General features: G+C 34.1%; 20 protein-coding genes. All 20 read left to right on the top strand.

Annotation, left to right across the window (positions count from 1 at the left end):
* Positions 1-187: 187 nt before the first annotated feature.
* The 20 genes from ACIY19_RS09875 (at position 188) to ACIY19_RS09780 (ending at position 17,045) form a co-directional block, all read left to right on the top strand.
* Positions 188-1,591: an ATP-binding protein gene (locus ACIY19_RS09875; protein ID WP_409003315.1), complete on the top strand. Its 1,404-nt coding sequence runs from the start codon at positions 188-190 to the stop codon at positions 1,589-1,591.
* A gap of 15 nt (positions 1,592-1,606) precedes the next feature.
* A complete protein-coding gene (locus ACIY19_RS09870) occupies positions 1,607-2,224 on the top strand; it encodes a chemotaxis protein (RefSeq protein ID WP_082307568.1) in 618 nt (205 codons plus the stop codon).
* A gap of 5 nt (positions 2,225-2,229) precedes the next feature.
* The gene (locus tag ACIY19_RS09865) at positions 2,230-2,811 is read left to right on the top strand and encodes an HNH endonuclease (protein WP_409003314.1); all 582 of its coding nucleotides are present in this window, start codon (positions 2,230-2,232) and stop codon (positions 2,809-2,811) included.
* Between the two features lie 455 nt (positions 2,812-3,266).
* Positions 3,267-4,010, top strand: coding sequence for a lysostaphin resistance A-like protein (locus ACIY19_RS09860; protein ID WP_409003313.1), 744 nt, complete (start codon positions 3,267-3,269; stop codon positions 4,008-4,010).
* 154 nt (positions 4,011-4,164) lie between these two features.
* Positions 4,165-4,971, top strand: a complete 807-nt coding sequence (locus ACIY19_RS09855; protein WP_409003312.1) for an alpha/beta fold hydrolase — start codon at positions 4,165-4,167, stop codon at positions 4,969-4,971.
* Positions 4,972-4,982: 11 nt separating this feature from the next.
* Complete coding sequence (locus tag ACIY19_RS09850; RefSeq protein ID WP_080980654.1) at positions 4,983-5,111, top strand: ADP-ribosylglycohydrolase; 129 nt, start codon at positions 4,983-4,985, stop codon at positions 5,109-5,111.
* 75 nt (positions 5,112-5,186) lie between these two features.
* Positions 5,187-5,597, top strand: coding sequence for a hypothetical protein (locus tag ACIY19_RS09845; RefSeq protein ID WP_042902292.1), 411 nt, complete (start codon positions 5,187-5,189; stop codon positions 5,595-5,597).
* A 334-nt stretch (positions 5,598-5,931) separates the two neighbouring features.
* Complete coding sequence (locus tag ACIY19_RS09840; protein ID WP_042902291.1) at positions 5,932-6,549, top strand: SAP domain-containing protein; 618 nt, start codon at positions 5,932-5,934, stop codon at positions 6,547-6,549.
* Positions 6,550-6,647: 98 nt separating this feature from the next.
* The gene (locus ACIY19_RS09835; RefSeq protein ID WP_042902290.1) at positions 6,648-7,388 is read left to right on the top strand and encodes a hypothetical protein; all 741 of its coding nucleotides are present in this window, start codon (positions 6,648-6,650) and stop codon (positions 7,386-7,388) included.
* 59 nt (positions 7,389-7,447) lie between these two features.
* Complete coding sequence (locus tag ACIY19_RS09830) at positions 7,448-7,582, top strand: ADP-ribosylglycohydrolase (RefSeq protein ID WP_080702748.1); 135 nt, start codon at positions 7,448-7,450, stop codon at positions 7,580-7,582.
* A gap of 289 nt (positions 7,583-7,871) precedes the next feature.
* Positions 7,872-8,843, top strand: a complete 972-nt coding sequence (locus ACIY19_RS09825; RefSeq protein WP_000481649.1) for a DUF6892 domain-containing protein — start codon at positions 7,872-7,874, stop codon at positions 8,841-8,843.
* Between the two features lie 71 nt (positions 8,844-8,914).
* Complete coding sequence (locus ACIY19_RS09820) at positions 8,915-9,586, top strand: hypothetical protein (RefSeq protein ID WP_000713811.1); 672 nt, start codon at positions 8,915-8,917, stop codon at positions 9,584-9,586.
* A gap of 59 nt (positions 9,587-9,645) precedes the next feature.
* Entirely contained in the window at positions 9,646-10,308 is a 663-nt protein-coding gene (locus ACIY19_RS09815; protein ID WP_000865033.1) for a DUF443 family protein, read from the top strand.
* A 164-nt stretch (positions 10,309-10,472) separates the two neighbouring features.
* Entirely contained in the window at positions 10,473-11,234 is a 762-nt protein-coding gene (locus ACIY19_RS09810; protein ID WP_001108327.1) for a hypothetical protein, read from the top strand.
* Positions 11,235-11,794: 560 nt separating this feature from the next.
* Entirely contained in the window at positions 11,795-12,676 is an 882-nt protein-coding gene (locus ACIY19_RS09805; RefSeq protein WP_000710093.1) for a diacylglycerol kinase family protein, read from the top strand.
* A 63-nt stretch (positions 12,677-12,739) separates the two neighbouring features.
* Complete coding sequence (locus ACIY19_RS09800; RefSeq protein ID WP_001086572.1) at positions 12,740-13,231, top strand: phosphoribosylanthranilate isomerase; 492 nt, start codon at positions 12,740-12,742, stop codon at positions 13,229-13,231.
* Between the two features lie 178 nt (positions 13,232-13,409).
* Positions 13,410-15,152 carry a glycoside hydrolase family 13 protein gene (locus ACIY19_RS09795; protein ID WP_409003311.1) on the top strand — a complete coding sequence of 581 codons (1,743 nt, stop codon included), beginning with the start codon at positions 13,410-13,412 and terminating at the stop codon, positions 15,150-15,152.
* A 119-nt stretch (positions 15,153-15,271) separates the two neighbouring features.
* Positions 15,272-15,583 carry a hypothetical protein gene (locus ACIY19_RS09790; protein ID WP_000420550.1) on the top strand — a complete coding sequence of 104 codons (312 nt, stop codon included), beginning with the start codon at positions 15,272-15,274 and terminating at the stop codon, positions 15,581-15,583.
* A 3-nt stretch (positions 15,584-15,586) separates the two neighbouring features.
* The gene (locus ACIY19_RS09785) at positions 15,587-16,300 is read left to right on the top strand and encodes an alpha/beta fold hydrolase (protein ID WP_000708293.1); all 714 of its coding nucleotides are present in this window, start codon (positions 15,587-15,589) and stop codon (positions 16,298-16,300) included.
* Between the two features lie 190 nt (positions 16,301-16,490).
* On the top strand, positions 16,491-17,045 hold the full coding sequence (locus ACIY19_RS09780; protein WP_000532578.1) for a hypothetical protein: 555 nt from the start codon (positions 16,491-16,493) through the stop codon (positions 17,043-17,045).
* The last annotated feature ends 635 nt before the right edge of the window (positions 17,046-17,680 follow it).

The following is a 17,680-nucleotide window of genomic DNA, read 5'->3' as shown; positions in this document are numbered from 1 at the left end:
AGAAAATACATCAATTTTGATAAGTAGAAATGGTAAAAACATTGTATAGCATTTTACACAGGAGTCTGGACTTGACTGACTTTTTGGTGATAGATTTGATGAAATAATTACACAAGCTGAATTTACTTCAGAAGATGAACAGTATTTTAAAGGCAAATATATTTGTATAGAAACAAACTTTGCACATATGCTACCAAAACGTGGGGAACAGTTTAAAAATACAATTGGTGAATTTTCCGGAGTTTTATATTTTGAAAAAGTGACTTCTTCAAAAACAGATGCTGAAAAATATTTCTATAAATTGTCGAACAATCGTAATAATAAGAGGGATATTTTTGGGGGAATAAAAATATATAGAGATAGTTTTAGAGTGAGACCTTATGGAGAACCCAAAACATCTGATTATGACTGGCTGCTATTAGCTGGTAGAAAAAATAAATCTCCTGCTGCACCTTCACATCAAACAGGTGCGTGGAGGGTTAATACTGATCAAATAATTGGATCAATTTTTATTTCTCGCATGAATATTACATTACCAGATCAATCCAATAGAGAAGGTATTGTAGAAACAAAGGAATTTGTATTATTAAAAGAATTTTTAATTAATGTAATTCAGGAATTTGAAAAAGATAGACAATATGTTTTTCGTAAGTTAGATGCTCGCTATGACAAAATAATGGAAGCTGCAAGGATACAAGCCGAAATTAATAAGAAGGCAGAAGAAGCAAAAGCAGCTAGAGAAGATAAGAAATTTTTAGGTGATAGCAGTGGACGCAATCAAAAGTCAGAATCTGCTAAAAATTTCATAGATCCAGAAGAAGCTAAGACTGTTTTAGATCATAAAGATACAGTTATTAAAAACTTAGAAGATGAGAATAGATTGCTAAGAACATTAGCTACAACTGGTATAGTTACTAACACTTATGTCCACGAAATTAAAGATATAACTCATAAGCTAAGCATGAAGATTGTTTTGGCTAAAGAAGCTTTGGAATTAGATAGTAACTTGCAAGATGTGTTAAAATATCTAAATGAAGCTAATGTAATGAGAGAATCATTAAGTTCATGGTTCAAGGTAACAATAGGTTCTGTAACACGCGATAAAAGAACTATGAAAAAAACAGATTTAAATCTTCTGATATCACAAACGGTAAAGTCATGGGAAGAAACACTTAAAAACGTTTCAATAGGTATAGAATTTCAAGGTTCAGAAATACAATTAAAATGTTTTCCTTATGATATCGAAAGCATTTTTAGTAATCTGATTGCTAATAGTGTTAGTTCTTTTGAATCCTGTTTTTCAGATAATAAGAGTATAAAAATTGTAGTATCTGACTCAGATAAAGAAATTATTATCAAATACAGCGATTCCGGACAAGGGCTATCTGAAGCCTATAAAAAAAATCCAAGGAAAATATTAGAACCTATGGAAAGTGATAGAAGAAATGAAATGGGAGAAACTATTGGCACTGGTATGGGGATGTGGATTATAAATAGAACTGTTGCTGACTATAATGGAAGTATAGATTTATCTGATAATATGAAACATACTTCTGGATTCTATGCCACTATAAGATTAATAAAGAAATAGAAGTGGAGGGCTGACATGTATAGAATAGGATTTATTGATGATGATAGAAATTCATATGAGGATTATCGAGTACGTTTAGCAAGAAAAGATATTGAATTACTATATCCGGATGGCATTACTGAAATGCCAGAAATGATAGAGTGGCTTTTGTCTAATTGTATTAAATGTCTTATTATAGATTATAAACTTAATAATAAATTTAAGTTTTTAGGGACTGAATTAATTGCTTACATAAATGCGAAAGTCCCTGATTTACCATGCTTAATATTAACTAATTACCCTGAAGAATCGATACGTGAAAATTTAGTAATTATAAATTTGATTGAAGACAGAAATGTTTTAGCCGCAGATGATATAGAAGAGTTTACAAGAAAAATCAAACAGGCTGTTGATGTTTTTGAAAATAGATTACATAAATATCATATCAGTTATGAGGAACTGCTTAAAGCAAAGAAAAATGGTTCTATATCAGCAATAGAAGAAGAACAATTTATAGATCTGTATAAATTATTACGCGCATATGGTGAAGTAGATGACTTGCCAATTCAGCTTTTAAGTAGTGAAGTTAATCAGAAAATTGATGAAATACTTGGAAGAGTAAATGTTTTGGTAGAGGAAGTTGAAAACAGGTAAAAAGTATGCGAATACATGGAAAAAATGAAATCAGTAGAAGTGTTGATGTAAATCAAGAAAATAACTATAAAAAATATGTTCCTCAATTGAGAGAAGACTTTAAACATATATGCGGTTATTGTGGTAAACCAGAAGAGGTTACAACAAAAGGTTTTGAACCAGATCATTTCGTTCCTGACAGAATAGATTCAAGTAGAAAACTTGATTATTCCAATTTAGTATATTCTTGTTTCACATGCAATAGAAAAAAACTCGGCAAATGGCCAACGGAAAATAAAGATAAACCCAATGATGGAGAGTTTGGATTTGTAGATCCTGTATTAAAAGAATATGATACTCATTTAGGCAGAAATAAAGAAGGTAGTATTGAATTCTATACAAATATTGGTAAGTATATGTATAAAAATGCGTTTAGGTTTGATATACGGCCGATGAAGGAAATATGGAAAATTAGTCAATTGATTAACGCAAAGGAAAATTTATTTGAAATTAAGGATAAGCTCACATCAGAGGAATTGATGAAATATTTAGAATTAGATAAGGCTATAGAGGAGTTGAAGAAAATATTATTCGAAAAAAAAGAGTAATAAGATATGATTGCGGTTTTGACTAGATATTAAATCTATAAAATGATGTGTCATGATTTAAATTTATATAAAAACAAATGCTGATATATATAGTTCATATACGATATTCTGAAGCGGTAAGTTTATTAGAGAAGTGTAACTGAACTTCATAAGTTCACTTAACCTTTTGAGTCCTCCCATGCAACAAAATGAGACTGAAGGTCGAGAAGATTCCTTAGGGAGTAACTTGTCGTAGAGTAAGGAGTTTACGACGAAACGATACGTTAACAGCGAACCGCCGATTGTGTAGCTTTTCTCGTAAAAGCCTAGAAATCTTGGTATGAATCAATTATGAAAAGCCTTGATTGTAAGGCTTTTTTGTGTTTTTATGATAGAATATAGATAGTTATAATCGAGAGCAACTAAGAAGCAGTAACAAATATTACATATAAAATAATCAAAAAAAGGAAGATAAAATGACAGAAATTGACAAAAAGAATTTAAAAAATTATCTTTATTGTACATTTGGAATTACTTATATAGCTTGGGGACTTCTTGCCATCTTTACTCAATCTTATATTTTGGGATTAGAAACATTTATAGGGAGAATGTTACATATAGTAGGTGCACTTGGTCCAGCTATTGCAAGTGGCTTTTATTTGAAAAGGAATAATATAAAATTTAAACATTTTTTATTTAGTAAGAAAGAAAATAGTAGTATTTATTTCATTTATCATATGTTAGCAATTTTGATACTATTTTCTGTATCTTCCTTAGAATTAAACGGAGTATCAATTTATCTGATGCCATTATTCTTTATACAACTAATTTTTTTTGGTGGTGGACATGAAGAATTAGGATGGAGAGGAATATTACAACCATTACTTGACAAAAAATATACTTATTGGCAATCTAATTTGATTGTAGGATCAATTTGGGGAATATGGCATCTGCCTTTATGGTTTATAGTTGGAGAAAGTCATCAAGGATTTCCTTTTATTTTATTTTTTATATATACATTATTTTTAAGTTTTGTTTTAGGGCTTCTTTACCGTCAAACGAAATCTGTGGGATACTGTGTATTATTTCATGCATTCGCAAATTTGTTAAATCTCTATTTTGTGTTAAAAATTAATCTTATTTTTATTATCATTTTTATTGGTTATTTGATTTATACTATATTGGAGAGTAATAGAATTAGTAAGGAAACAACATTTTAAAATTTAGATCAGGATATCCATTATTGAAAGTAACGTGTAGTCATTCTAGATAATCAATGTTAGAGACTTTTCTATTTGATGAGACATCACTGCTTGTACGAGCTGATTAAACATGGGTGTAGCTAGTGAAAGTTCTACAGTAAGGAGTTTAAACATGAAATTCCATGAATTTGGTGATAAGAATTTGCCTCCTATTTTACTGATACATGGTGGTGGAAGTTCTTGGTGGAATTATCTTCGTCAAGCACGAATCTTGTCAGAAGAATACCGTATTATTCTACCCACTTTGAATGGCCACGGCGAGGAATATCAACTTGATTATGTTTCTACTGAAGATTCTGCTTTGGAGATTCTAGACTATATCAAAGCAAACTGTGGTGGGAAATTATTTGCAATCGGTGGTGTTTCACTTGGTGGTCAAATTGCCATAGAGCTTTTGTCTTTAGACAGTGAAATTGCTGAGAAGGCCATCATAGATGGAAGCCTCTGTATTCCTCAACTAAGGTTAGCTAAAATCAGCATCTTTCTAGTGTCTCTATTTGGTAAACTGATGTTCAATAAAATCTCTTGCAAACTTCAGTTAAGCATGATGAACAAACTCTATCCTAAACTCGCTTATCCAGAGGAAATAAAAACTTATTATTTGGAGGATTTGCCGAGGACGCCTATCAAAACATTGGTGACCATTTACAAAAACTATATGGGATGTTACAAGCTGAAAGATATGATTTCTGCTAGCAAGGCTCAGGTTCTGTATATCTATGGTGAAAAAGAATTGAACTGTGTGAAAGAATCAGCGAAATTATTTCATCAGCTACATTCAAATACAATTTTGTATGAAGCAAAGGGCTATAACCACGGCTATTTATCAGCTTACCTGCCTTATGAGTGGATTGATTTGGTGGTGCCATTTTTAAAGAGTGACTCATTAGAAATGTGTAACGAATCTGATATGCCATAAGGAGGAATACCATGCTAGGAGCAATTATTGGAGATATTGTAGGTTCAGTTTACGAATGGAACAATATCAAAACGAAGGATTTTCCTTTATTTTGTGAGGATTGTTTTTTCACGGATGATACGGTAAGTCCGAACCTCTGAGTGTGTAAGCTTGTTAGTGAAACATTTTTAATATTCATAAGATTTAAAGTTGATTACAAAAAAGGAAGTATTATCATGGGAATATTCGATGATTTTGAGTACAAAGAAAACTACCAAGATGAAGAAAAAGTAATTGAAGTACTTAAAAAGATTTTAAGAGCAATTCATTTAAATAATTATAGAGATATTATGGATTGTGTTGATGGTTCGGAAGTTGATGATGTAAGAGATTTACTTGAATATATTAACGATTCATTACACTTAAATGATTTTGATAAAATTGATGAATATGGTGTAGATTGTAATTTCCATCCGAATTATGAGTACTCCCAACTACAAGTTTATGAATTTAATGATCAAACTGGCTTTGTTGTTGAATATGAGATGACCTCCGATTCTGAATTAGTAGATTTAACCCTACAATTAGAATTTTTATACAATAATGATGGTTACAAAATAACTTCTATAGATGTCGACCCTAGATAAACAACACTTAATTATCTTCGTTATATGATAAATGCGTATATTAAGGCTAGATAATTTGATTGTAAGTTGCTTAAAATATCGGTTAGTTTTTCAAATATTGGGAGAATGAAAGATGTATCTATTGGAATCGTGCCAAAATGATCATTCTAAAGATTTTGTCGTGTTTGATTCTTTAGAAGATGGAAAAGACTTTGTTTCTCACTGATGATACAGTAAGTTCGAACCGCTGAGTGTGTGAGTTTGTTAGTGAAACGTTGCTAATCCTCAAAATAAAGAAACAAAAATACCATTATTTAGAAATGAAAACCTAAACTGTTTTTAAGGAGGTGTTATATTGATAGAGAGCAGACCTGAGTTTGATAAAATCATATCCTTTGATGAATTTAATAAATACTATTGGTATCGTGATGAACTTTCACAGATATGTAAATCATTAGGGCTTGAAAATAGAGGTACAAAACAAGAACTCAATGATATTATTAAGCAGTACTTCAATGGGAATTTGATTAAAAAATCATCAGTAAAAAGGAAAAAGAAGCGAGTAGAAGTTCTTACCTTAGATACGCCCTTACTTGAGTGCGGATTCTCCTTTAATGCACACTTTAGAGAATATTTCTCAACTTTAACAGGTGTTTCCCCCTTTAAATTTACTGCTGATATGGCCACTGCTTGGAGAAAAGTGAAAAAAGAACATGATTTGAGTTTTACAATCCAAGATATGCTAAAAGTTTATTATGGAGATTCAGACTATGCCAAGTATGATCATTCGGTTTGTCAATGGAATCAATTTTTAAAGGATTTCTGTGCAGACGAAAATAATCGTAATTACTCGGATAAACTAAAAGTAGCTTCTATTCTTTGGAAAGAAGTTAGAAATTCAAAGAACGAAAAAGTTTATTCCAAACAGCTTCTGAAAGAACATAGCGACAAAATAGAGGAGTATCGTAAATAAGCAACTCTTAGTTTAGTGGGTGGAGCGATAGCCTCTATTTTCTTTAAAAAGTTTATAGAGGAAAGATAGATTAAGCGTGAAGAAAGTTGGTGAGAAAAATGGATATTCTAATGAATGAAAAAAGTTTTGATGCTAAAGCGTTAGAAAAATGGAAAAGAAAACACGTAATTTCAGTTTATAAAAACTTGGGACTTTCTTATGATGGGGAAGCGTCAACGGAACAATTATGTGAAGCGTTAATCGAGAAAAAGGTGGAGCTAGGATATGATGCGATTGTCGCAAAAATTCAGAATCAACTGAAATTAGGCGACATCAGTCTAAAGATTGCGACTACACTATCTGGAAAAAGAAGAAAAAAGGCCATGACTAAAATTTATGCAGAAGGAATTGATGTAGAAACATTAGGCAAGGTGATTGATCACGTTACGTTTCTAAATACACCCGAAAATTTGAAAGTCAATTTGTCCGTTTGTCCAGAACACTACGCCTTAGTGCCCCGAGAAGAGGTACTAGAGGTTATTGAAAAAACAGGGAATGCTCCTTTCCCAATGCAATTCTTTATTCAGTTTAACGAAGAAGAGGGAATTCAAACGCCTCGGGATGAAGAGTATCCGTATCAAATCGTCGGAATTGCAAAACTAAAAGACGGGACCATTATTGGAGGAGTGAGACATCAATTCCGTAATGTAGAACAGGGAATTGAGGCGATCACTTGTGTCGAGTTTCCGGCGTTATGCCCTAATTCTATTGTAAAAGACCACCAAATTCACTTGGCGGTGGAGTGGTCAGAGTGGATTCAATGGGCCATTGACCATCAAGATTTATTGCAAAACAGTTAAAGTGGCTTGGGTTGGAATGAGACTACGAATCTATCCATTAGTTTGTAAGGAGGAATATCATGCTAGGAGCTATTATTGGAGATATTGTAGGTTCAGTTTACGAATGGAACAATATTAAAACAAAAGACTTTCCATTATTTCGTGAGGATTGTTTTTTCACGGATGATACGGTAAATCCGAACCGCTGTGTGTAAGCTTGTTAGTGAAACGGAATTAATCCTCTCACCTTTTCATTTTAAGGTAAGAAGGCTTCAAAGCTCCACTGGAGCTTTGAACTCCCCAAACCTTTTGTGTTCCGCGGACGCGCCACGTTGAGGCGGTAAGTCTATTAGTGAAGAGTAATTAATTTTCAGAAGGCTTCCTGCTTTTTTAATCCTACGGACGAAAAATACGGCAAAACCTTATTTTATACAGTAAATTTTCTAACGTTAGAAAAATAGATTTGATGCATTTAGATAAACAAATTATAAATAGGAGAATCGAATGTTTAATTTTTTTAAAAAGAAAGATCCTAAAAACCTCGAAATCAATTTTCATGACAATTCAATGGTAATGAACGGAACCAGCTTGTCTTTTCCTTTATCTTTGAAAGATATTGAGGCCGTGTTAGGAAAGCCTGATCAGGTTGTCAAAAAAGAAAGTAAATACATAAAGTACGTTTACGACAATGCTGGTATTGTATTTGAACATTCGTCTTCTATCCGGAATCATTTAAAGAAATGCAGGGTCTATATTGATGATGAGCATCTACTTTCTACAATCAGTTTCTACTATGGTGATGTTGTAAAACCTATGTTTGGAGAAGAAGAATTACCCAAGATGCCTTGTCAAGCCGTAGTATCCACTGATGGGAAGCCTCCCTATTTTCTTTATGATAGACACAGAACTGGGGATTTCAATTTTATTTTATGGACCCCTCATGGAACCAATTTTAATGGAAGACCAGATGTAATGAGATATCCACTCACCATTTCTTACTATCCAGAAATCAAGCATGAACGTCAAAAATCAAATCCAAAAGTTGTTCAAGAAAAATATCTTCATTTTGATAATCTGAATTTTAAACTAGCTATTATCCAAGTATTGATGTATGATTTAGATATTTTAAAGCCAGCTTTTGATATTTTTGATTTTTCAGAGGAATTTAGCGAGTTGGATATTGATACAGAAAGTACAGAACTTGTAGAGCCTGCCTTAGAATACTTTAAAAATCTTCAGATTTCACAGAAGTATGCAAGTCTTGTAAAAGAGATTGATATGGATGGCGGTAATGAAATTTTTATGAATCTGATTCCTCAGTGGGATGGTGAGGATAGTACTTTTGATTTGAATGAGGTTAGTTTGGTTGAATTAAAGCAGTTCCCAAATTTAAAACAAGCGACAATCATGTCAAGTAATTTTGAACAAGTTAAGGAAACTTTTGCTAAAGCTGGAGTCGACGTAGAACTAGTGTAAGTTTAACTAAACATTTATAAATTTTTGAAAAAATCTTACTGTTATGACTCGAAAAAAGGATTAAGTAAAATATGAAAAAGTTTAAATGGTGTTTATGGGTAACTGGGGTTCTTGTTATTCTTATGACAGCATCTTCATTGAATGCTTGTAGTTTGGGTGGTGAAACCATTCCCAAAAACAGAACAAGGGAACAGTACGAGTTTGAAAAAACGTTTGATCCTATGTTTAAATTTTTGGAACAAGAGCAGAAGGATTTTAATGGGCTGGAAGCTTATAAAAGCAGCGTCTATATAAAAAATGGTGACGAAGTCAAAAGATGTGAAATCGACCTAGACATTACCAAGGCAGATGGTAAGGGCGACTATAGAATACAAATCGGAGAAAATAAAAAAACGGTTCCCGTTAGTTATTCTAATGGCAAGTTGCATTACGATTCAGCGATAGATCCTTTATTTGATGAAGAAATTCTTAACTTAGTTGTCAAAAGAGATGTTTTTGACTCCTTGAATGTAAAAAGAACGTTAAGAACTGGAACAACAGAGCTTAGTGAAATTATCTACCAGCCAGAAACTCAGTCTGAACTCTTTCAGAAACTGAAAATCAAATATGATCTACCAGAGGAAACTACATGCCAAATCAGGGTAAATTACTCAGATAAAACAAATTATGGGATCACAATACAGTTAACATCGAAAGAGATGTCTGTCAAAATTGGTTTAACTATTATTAAAAAACGGGGCTAACGATTTAGGAATGTTATTGAAAAGAGTTTTTTAACTCTGAGAAGGATTTAAAGGTGACTATGAAGGTAAAATTTAAAGAAACGAATAAAGTATTTTTCAAAATAGTAGAAGTAGAGGGAGAAAAGTATATTCTAGATTTGACGACTGTTAGACCAAAATCCTATTTCTGGGGTTCTCTTCCCGATGAAATTACTGCAAAAATGCAAAAGTTAGATAAAAGAGATATGCGTTTTGAGAGTGTAGCTCCAACTATGAGTAAATCAATTGGGATTGCAATTGGTACAGCAATAGGGGGATCTGGCTATCGGCTTGTGACAAATTTTTTTAGAAACAATGGGATTAGTCATAACCTTCCTTTAAAGATAGGCTTATATGGCCTATTCATTTCCCTAGCTTATCTTGCTTTCTGGTTCATTGCCATAAGAGCTCGTCATAGCGTCCAAAAAAGACTTGAGAATAACGTTACAAATTATAAAATAACCTTTAAACCAGTTGGAAATAAACGTCAATTAAAACATTACAAACTTCTTCCTTTTATCCTTGTTCCGACTCTTGGATGTTTTGTATTTTATCTATATACTGTTAATGGAACAGAGGGAGCCTTACTTGTTATTAATAGTATTCTATTATTGGGATTTTTTACAGTGATTTTAGGCATGTCACCACTCCGAGAAAGTGTCGAAAAGCAAGAGATTATTTTTGATAGAATAGAGAAGTTATAAATTAAGATGAAAGCTGTTTATGATCCTATTTTGCAGGTCACATTGGGCTATTCTATCAGAAAAAATTAGGGAACTGATTAGAGAGCATTTTGTTAGTCAATGACTCATTTAAGGTTCAGAACTGCTCTCGTAATGACATTTTATAATTTAGAAAAGGAGTAAAAATGAATTATTTAGAAATACGCAAGAAATATGGATTTTATAGAAAAGTCGTGATTGTTTTGGCTGTTCTTCTCATTCTTTTTGTAGCTTGGATGGTGAAAGATAGGACTATTCAAACCCTTTGTATTTTATTCATAAATGCACTCTTATTTCTTTTCATTGCACTAATCAGAAGAGGGTATGTAAGGAGTGGTACTAAGTTACTGTATATGGACTTAGATTTACCATCTTGGAAGCAATACATTGAATTGAAGAAAGATGCAAAAAGAGCTATTATAAAAATGGATGTGACACTAACATCTGTTGGGTATTCCTATATGATTGGTGATTTCGATGCTGCCATTAAGGAGGCTTCTGAAGCAACGACTGATCAAAAACTGAAGCCAAAATACAGGGATTCCTTAGAGAGTTACCTCATTCGCTCGACAGTTCTTGCAAATCCTAACCTAACCAGAGATGAGCTTGATCTTATGCTAAACAAAATGTCCATATCAGATTCCTCTCTAGCCGAGAAAACAAAAAGCGTGAGTATTGCACTTTACGATTTAACAATTGCTCATCAATCCAATGATTACTTTGAAGAATTAGAAAACGAGTTTAAATATCAACAATTGGAAATCATTTACTATCAAGCCTTGAACTCTAAATTAAAAGGAGATATGACTAGGGCGAATGAATTGTTTAGAAAACTCGCTCAAGAAGATGAACAGCTCTATATCGTCCAGAAGTCTAAAGAATTTTTAAAAAGTGAATCTATTAATTAGCGATGAATAAGTACAGGAAAGGATTGAATATGAAATCAAACAGTTTATTTTTTTTAATGGAATTTTTGCTTTAACGTGCTCTCCCATTATTGCATTTGCATTTTTCTATAGATGGGAGATAAGATTTATCAATGGGGCTCTTCGTTTTGTTGATAAACCAGCATGGGCTTTTTCAGTAAATTTAATTAGTTTTATATTTCTTGTTTGTTCCATACTTGCAATTTTCATTTATAGAAAAGAATCAAATGGTCGTAAGAAAAGCTTTTTGTTTCTTTTAGTTGCATCTATCACAGGTTTTATCCCCTTCCTTTCATTTTTTTCAGCAATTTTTGCTCTTATTGCTGGGATTTTATATTTGGTTGATTTTAATCGATTGGTAAAAGAATAAACTAGAAGGTATTTATCATTTTCAACATATCCAACCTTTTTTAGAACTGATTCTCTCAATCTCCGGTACGTCTGATTTCTATTTTTTGAGGTTTCATTATATAATAGCATTATATGTAATGACTGATGTAGTTACACTAACATTTCTATTTAAAAATTAAGGAGTATTATCAATGAAAAAAGCAATGTTAATTATAAACCCTACCTCTGGTGGGGAAAAGGCTTTGGATTATAAGGTCAAGCTGGAGAATAAGGCCAAAGATTATTTTGAGCACGTGGAAACCAAAATTACTGAAAAAGCGCTGGATGCAACACACTTTGCTGAGGAAGCCTCTCGTGAGCAGTACGATGCAGTGGTTGTTTTCGGTGGAGACGGGACTGTCAATGAAGTCATTTCGGGTATTGCTGAGAGAGACTACATTCCTAAGTTAGGGATTATCCCAGGCGGTACAGGTAACCTCATTACGAAACTGTTGGAAATCAATCAAGACATCGATGGTGCGATTGATGAACTTGATTTTAACTTAACCAACAAGATTGATATCGGTAAAGCAAATGATAACTATTTTGGTTATATCTTTAGTATCGGTTCTCTGCCTGAGGCGATTCACAATGTGGAGATCGAGGACAAGACAAAATTCGGTATATTAGCCTATGCTGTAAATACCATGAAGTCTGTGATGACGGATCAGGTCTTTAACATTAAGGTTGAGACAGAAAATGGAAATTATGATGGTGAAGCGAGTCATGTTTTGGTTCTCTTGACAAATTACTTCGCTGATAAGAAAATCTTTGAAGAAAACAAAGACGGCTATGCCAATATTTTGATTCTAAAAGATGCTTCTCTATTCTCTAAATTATCCGTCATTCCTGATTTACTAAAAGGCGATGTTGTCGGCAATGATAATATTGAGTATATCAGAGCTCGTACTATTAAAATCTCTTCAGATAGTGAGTTGGAGTCAGATGTTGATGGCGATAAGTCGGATAACCTACCTGTAGAGATTAAGGTACTGGGCCAGCATATTGAAGTTTTTTCACAACCGAAAGAGTAGAAGATAGAAACAAGTTTGTCTTTCACTGAGAAATAAAGTTTTATATCAAAGATTGGAGGAAGGATGAATTCTCTATTTGATGAATTTCGAACAATTTGTTCTCATTTAAACCAAGTTGGAATCACACCCACGCTCATGGGGTCTTTGGGTTTTGAATACCGTTCAAATGAAGATTGGGAGCCGTCTGACATTGACATTCATGTCTCTGGAGATCCTAGAGGCTGGGAAGCGCCTGATCATCTCAGGATTTATGACTGGGACAAGATAATGAAAGTGATGAACCACTTAGGCTATACCTTGGTAGATATTCACGAGCACGAATTCCAAAAAGATGATGTGAGCGTTGAATTTGGAAGTATCGATTCCTTACCTGATTTTGCAGGAGTTTCGAAATCAGATATAGAGTTGATTCATCTCGAGGACATCACGTTTCGTGTTCCAAGTTTGGAACAGTATTTCAGTATATACAAGGCTTCTTCCCAAGATTCCTATCGAAATGACCACAATAATAATAAAGATTTTAAAAAGATAGATTGGCTTGAAAGGCATTTGTAAATCATCAATCAGAAAGTAGTAGGTATTAAATCTTACTGCTTTTTTATATTCTCAAAAACAATCCACTCGAAACTACGGACAAGTCTTGAAAATAAAATTTTAAAGTAGTATACTAGAATCACAATAATGAAAACGTTTGCGCAGCAAGATGAATAAAAGTAAACTAGGAGACAGAACAATGGAATTAACAGCCATTTACCATAGACCAGAGTCAGAGTATGCGTACCTTTATAAGGATAAGACAATGCACATTCGTATCCGGACCAAGAAAGATGATATAGAAAGCATCAACTTGCATTATGGAGACACTTTTATCTTTTTAGAGGACCATTATGAAGCAATCAAGGAGATGGTCAAAGTAACTTCTGATGTCTTATTTGATTACTGGCAAGCGGAAGTTTCAGTTGGCTATGCACGACTCCAGTATCTCTTTGAACTCAAGGATAAGCAGGGTCAGAGTATTTTGTATGGCGATAAGGGATGTGTTGAAAATACGCTAGAAAACCTTCATTATGAAGGAAATGGCTTTAAAATTCCGTATATCCATGAGATTGATGCTTGCCATGTTCCTGACTGGGTAGCAGAGATGGTATGGTACCAGATTTTCCCAGAACGCTTTGCTAATGGCAATCCTGAGATTTCACCTGAAGGTGCGCTAGCTTGGGATTCCTTTATCAAGCCAAAGACGAGCGATTTCTTTGGTGGTGATTTACAGGGCATTATTGACCATCTGGATTACTTGCAAGACTTAGGGATTACAGGTCTTTATCTCTGTCCGATTTTTGAATCCCCAAGCAATCACAAGTATAATACGACGGATTATTTCGAAATAGATCATCATTTTGGAGATAAGAAAATTTTTCGTAAACTGGTGGAGGAGGCCCATCAGAGAGGGATGAAAATCATGCTGGACGCTGTTTTCAATCATATCGGGGATCAGTCTCTGCAGTGGCAGGATGTTCTCAAGCATGGTGGAAAGTCGGAATATAAAGACTGGTTCCATGTTCAAGAATTTCCCGTGACCAAAGATAAGCTTGGAAATCCAAGAAAACTCCCTTATCATACCTTCGCTTTTGCCAGCTATATGCCCAAGCTCAATACGGCCAATCCTCAAGTGAGGGACTATTTGTTAAAAGTTGCGACCTACTGGATTGAAGAGTTTGATATTGATGCTTGGCGCCTGGATGTGGCCAATGAAGTAGACCATCAATTTTGGAGAGATTTCCGTAAGGCTGTCTTGGCTAAAAAGCCTGACCTTTATATTCTTGGAGAAGTCTGGCACACTTCTCAGCCTTGGCTAAATGGCGATGAATTCCACGCAGTCATGAATTATCCTCTCTCCGACAGCATCAAGGATTATTTCTTGCGAGGGACTAAGAAGTCACCTCAATTCATCGATGAGATCAATAGCCAATCAATGTACTATAGACAACAGATTTCGGAAGTGATGTTCAATCTTCTGGATTCGCATGATACGGAGCGTATTTTGGCTACTGCCAAGGGAGATGTCCAACTCGTTAAGTCTGCCCTTGCTTGTCTCTTTTTACAAAGAGGGACACCGTGTTTCTACTATGGAACGGAGTTGGAGTTAGGTGGCGGACCAGACCCAGATTGTCGCCGTGTCATGCCTTGGGACCGTGTTTCAGACAGTAATGACATGCTGAACTTCATGAAGAAATTGATTCAGCTTCGTAAGGAGGTTTCAGGCATTATCCAACATGGCACCTATAGCCTAAAAGAAATTAAGCCGGACGTGCTAGCTCTTGAATGGGATTATGATGGACAAAAGGTCCAAGCTATTTTTAACCAATCAAGTGAAAACTATCTTGTAGACCGTGATTCTGTAGTGCTAGCCAGTCATTGCGAAAAACTAGACCAGCAACTTGTAATATTGCCTAAAGGTTTCGTGATTTTTTACTAGGGAGAAATTAATAGTGAAAAGAAAATTCTAGTATAGAAAGCATTTTACAAACAGACTATTTGGTGTCTTGCTACAACTGATATATAATTTAACTTAGAGAGAATAGGAGGATTAATCAGATGGAATTAAAAGATTTTACAGAAAAAGAACAGGAAATGATTAAGAAAGGGCTGACTACGTCTAAGATTGGTGACAAGGAAACTGCTGAGAAAATTCTTGCGCTTGTCCCACAAGACTTGATTAAGCGCATCCCTTTTTTTGTCAGAAAACACGCTACAACTCGAACAATAAAGCGTATTTCTATCGAACATCCAGAGCTCTACGCAGTTGCCAAGAGAAGTGGTGAAATTCCTGAAAAGGAACAAGAAGAATTGCGTCAGATTATCACGACTATCTTTGAACAAAAGATGAATAAGCATAGTATTAATTAGAGAATGAAAATATATTTTATTGGCGGTTTGGGAAGTAATGTCTGTCATAGCAAGGATTTTCTTCAAGAGCTAGACTCGATTGCTTGTTTTATAAATCCATATGAAAAGTATTTTAGAGATGAAATAGAGTTGAAATCATGGTTTAAAAAGGAGATAGTTGGGGAAGAATCTATCTGTCTGATAGGCCATTCTCTCGGAGGAGATTTGGCTCGTTATTTCGCATCGGAATTTCAAGAAGTGAAAAAACTGATTCTTTTGGATGGTGGCTATTTAGATTTAGATAAGATTTTACCTTTAGATACAGAGTTAGAGGAAGCTAAAAACTATATCGAATCTCAAGTCGTTTCGGACTTAAATCTTCTTATCTCTAAAGAAAAATCTGAAGCAAAGCATTGGTCAAAAAATATGGAAGAAGCTGTAAGACATTCCTATCATTGGAATGTGCAGTATAATAGATATGAGTTAGCTATAAATTATGAAAATATAGAAACGTTACTACAGCTACGGAGAAAAATGCAAGCGTTTAAGAGAAAAGTGGGAAATACCTTGTTTATTAGTCCTCGATATCCTAATGAAGTAGCATGGAGAGAAGAGGCTCTAAAAGAATTGCCAGACTATTTCGATACTATTTTTCTAGATAACTTTGATCATGAGCTTTATACTCAAGCACCTAAAGAAATTGCTTCTTTGATTAATGAGTGGCTCTCTTATTCTTAGCGAACGATTGATTGAACTATGATAATTAATATAAGATTACAGTCTACTCAGATTCAATAAAAATCGTACACCTGATGATTTGTCTGGTGAAGGAAATATTCCACAGTATAGTTGGACGGAATAGGTAGAAATTGGTTATAGAATTTGTAAGCATAATAGATTTTAAACTTTAAGATGGAGGACTAAAGAGATGGGAAGAATTGAATGGGAAAATGCAAAGACTCGTTTAGATGCCTTGCTTGTCATTGATGAGTATCGAACAGATCCAAATGAGACCTGGCTTCGATTGATCGTTAAGACTGAGGGAAGCTATGGGGTTCGTTACCTTATCGACAATGGTTCTGGTGATTCTCTAGATGTGATGTTCACTGATAAAATGATCCTTATAAAGGGCTTTGATCATGAAAGCAGTTTGAGTCAATTTGCTGCGGATGAGTGGAATCAAGACATCATAGACGGATTTTATAAAGGACTGGATGTAAAGTATCAAAACCTATATTCAGAAGAGCAAAAAGATGAAACAACTTTCTTTATCTGGTATGACGGTCAAGAGCATCAAAATACCTACCAAGAGCAGGACGGTGGCGAATGGTTGTTATCCTATTTCTTTGACAGTTTTGAGAAATTTCATGAGTTTGTGACGGATTACTATTCAATTACTGTAGATGAGGATTTACTTAGAAAACTTTACAATCAAGGACAGCTTTCAGAAGTAGAATTGGAGCAGTTGATTCGCACTTCCTAGCTAGAAATGTGTATAAAATCTGATGAAAAGAACTGATTTTCAATATCAAGTTATACTTTAAGATTATTGAAGCAGCTAATGGTTGTAGTTTCTTTTTTCTTATGTCTATAACGCTTTAAAACGATTTTCTTTTATCGTTAAATACCATTTTGCGAACAAAAAATGAAATTCTTTAAAAAACTTTCACAAAACACTTTACAAGCTCTTGTAAACATGATATAGTTATAAGGCTTAGAAAATGAGATGATGTTTTCTAGCAAATATAAACCCGAGTAAAAAATGCCTACGGACAGGCAGGGTTGAATGCCGAAGCGTGGTTGAAAAGCCACATTATTGATAGGGTTAAAAGCCTACTTTTATAAGTTGATGTTAGGACGCCTGTCCTAATTCATAAATTTTAGTGTGGTGAAAGCACACGTCATCTTGTGAAACGATCAATAAAGTACGTAATATTTGCTACTAGAGAGTTAGGAAACATCGGGAACAGACATACTCAACAGAAACCAAAATAAACACGTCAGAAGATTGCAGAGCAGGTGAAAACCTGCTCTTTTTTCAGGCTCTTTGTCAACTGTAGTGGGTTGATGAAAAGCTAAGCTCGAGAAAGGACAAATTTCGTCCTTTCTTTTTTGATA

The organism is Streptococcus sp. ST14 (assembly GCF_046098195.1).
Lineage (GTDB): Bacteria > Bacillota > Bacilli > Lactobacillales > Streptococcaceae > Streptococcus.
Note: the sequence above shows the minus strand (reverse complement) of the source record. Positions and strands in the feature narration are given on the sequence as shown.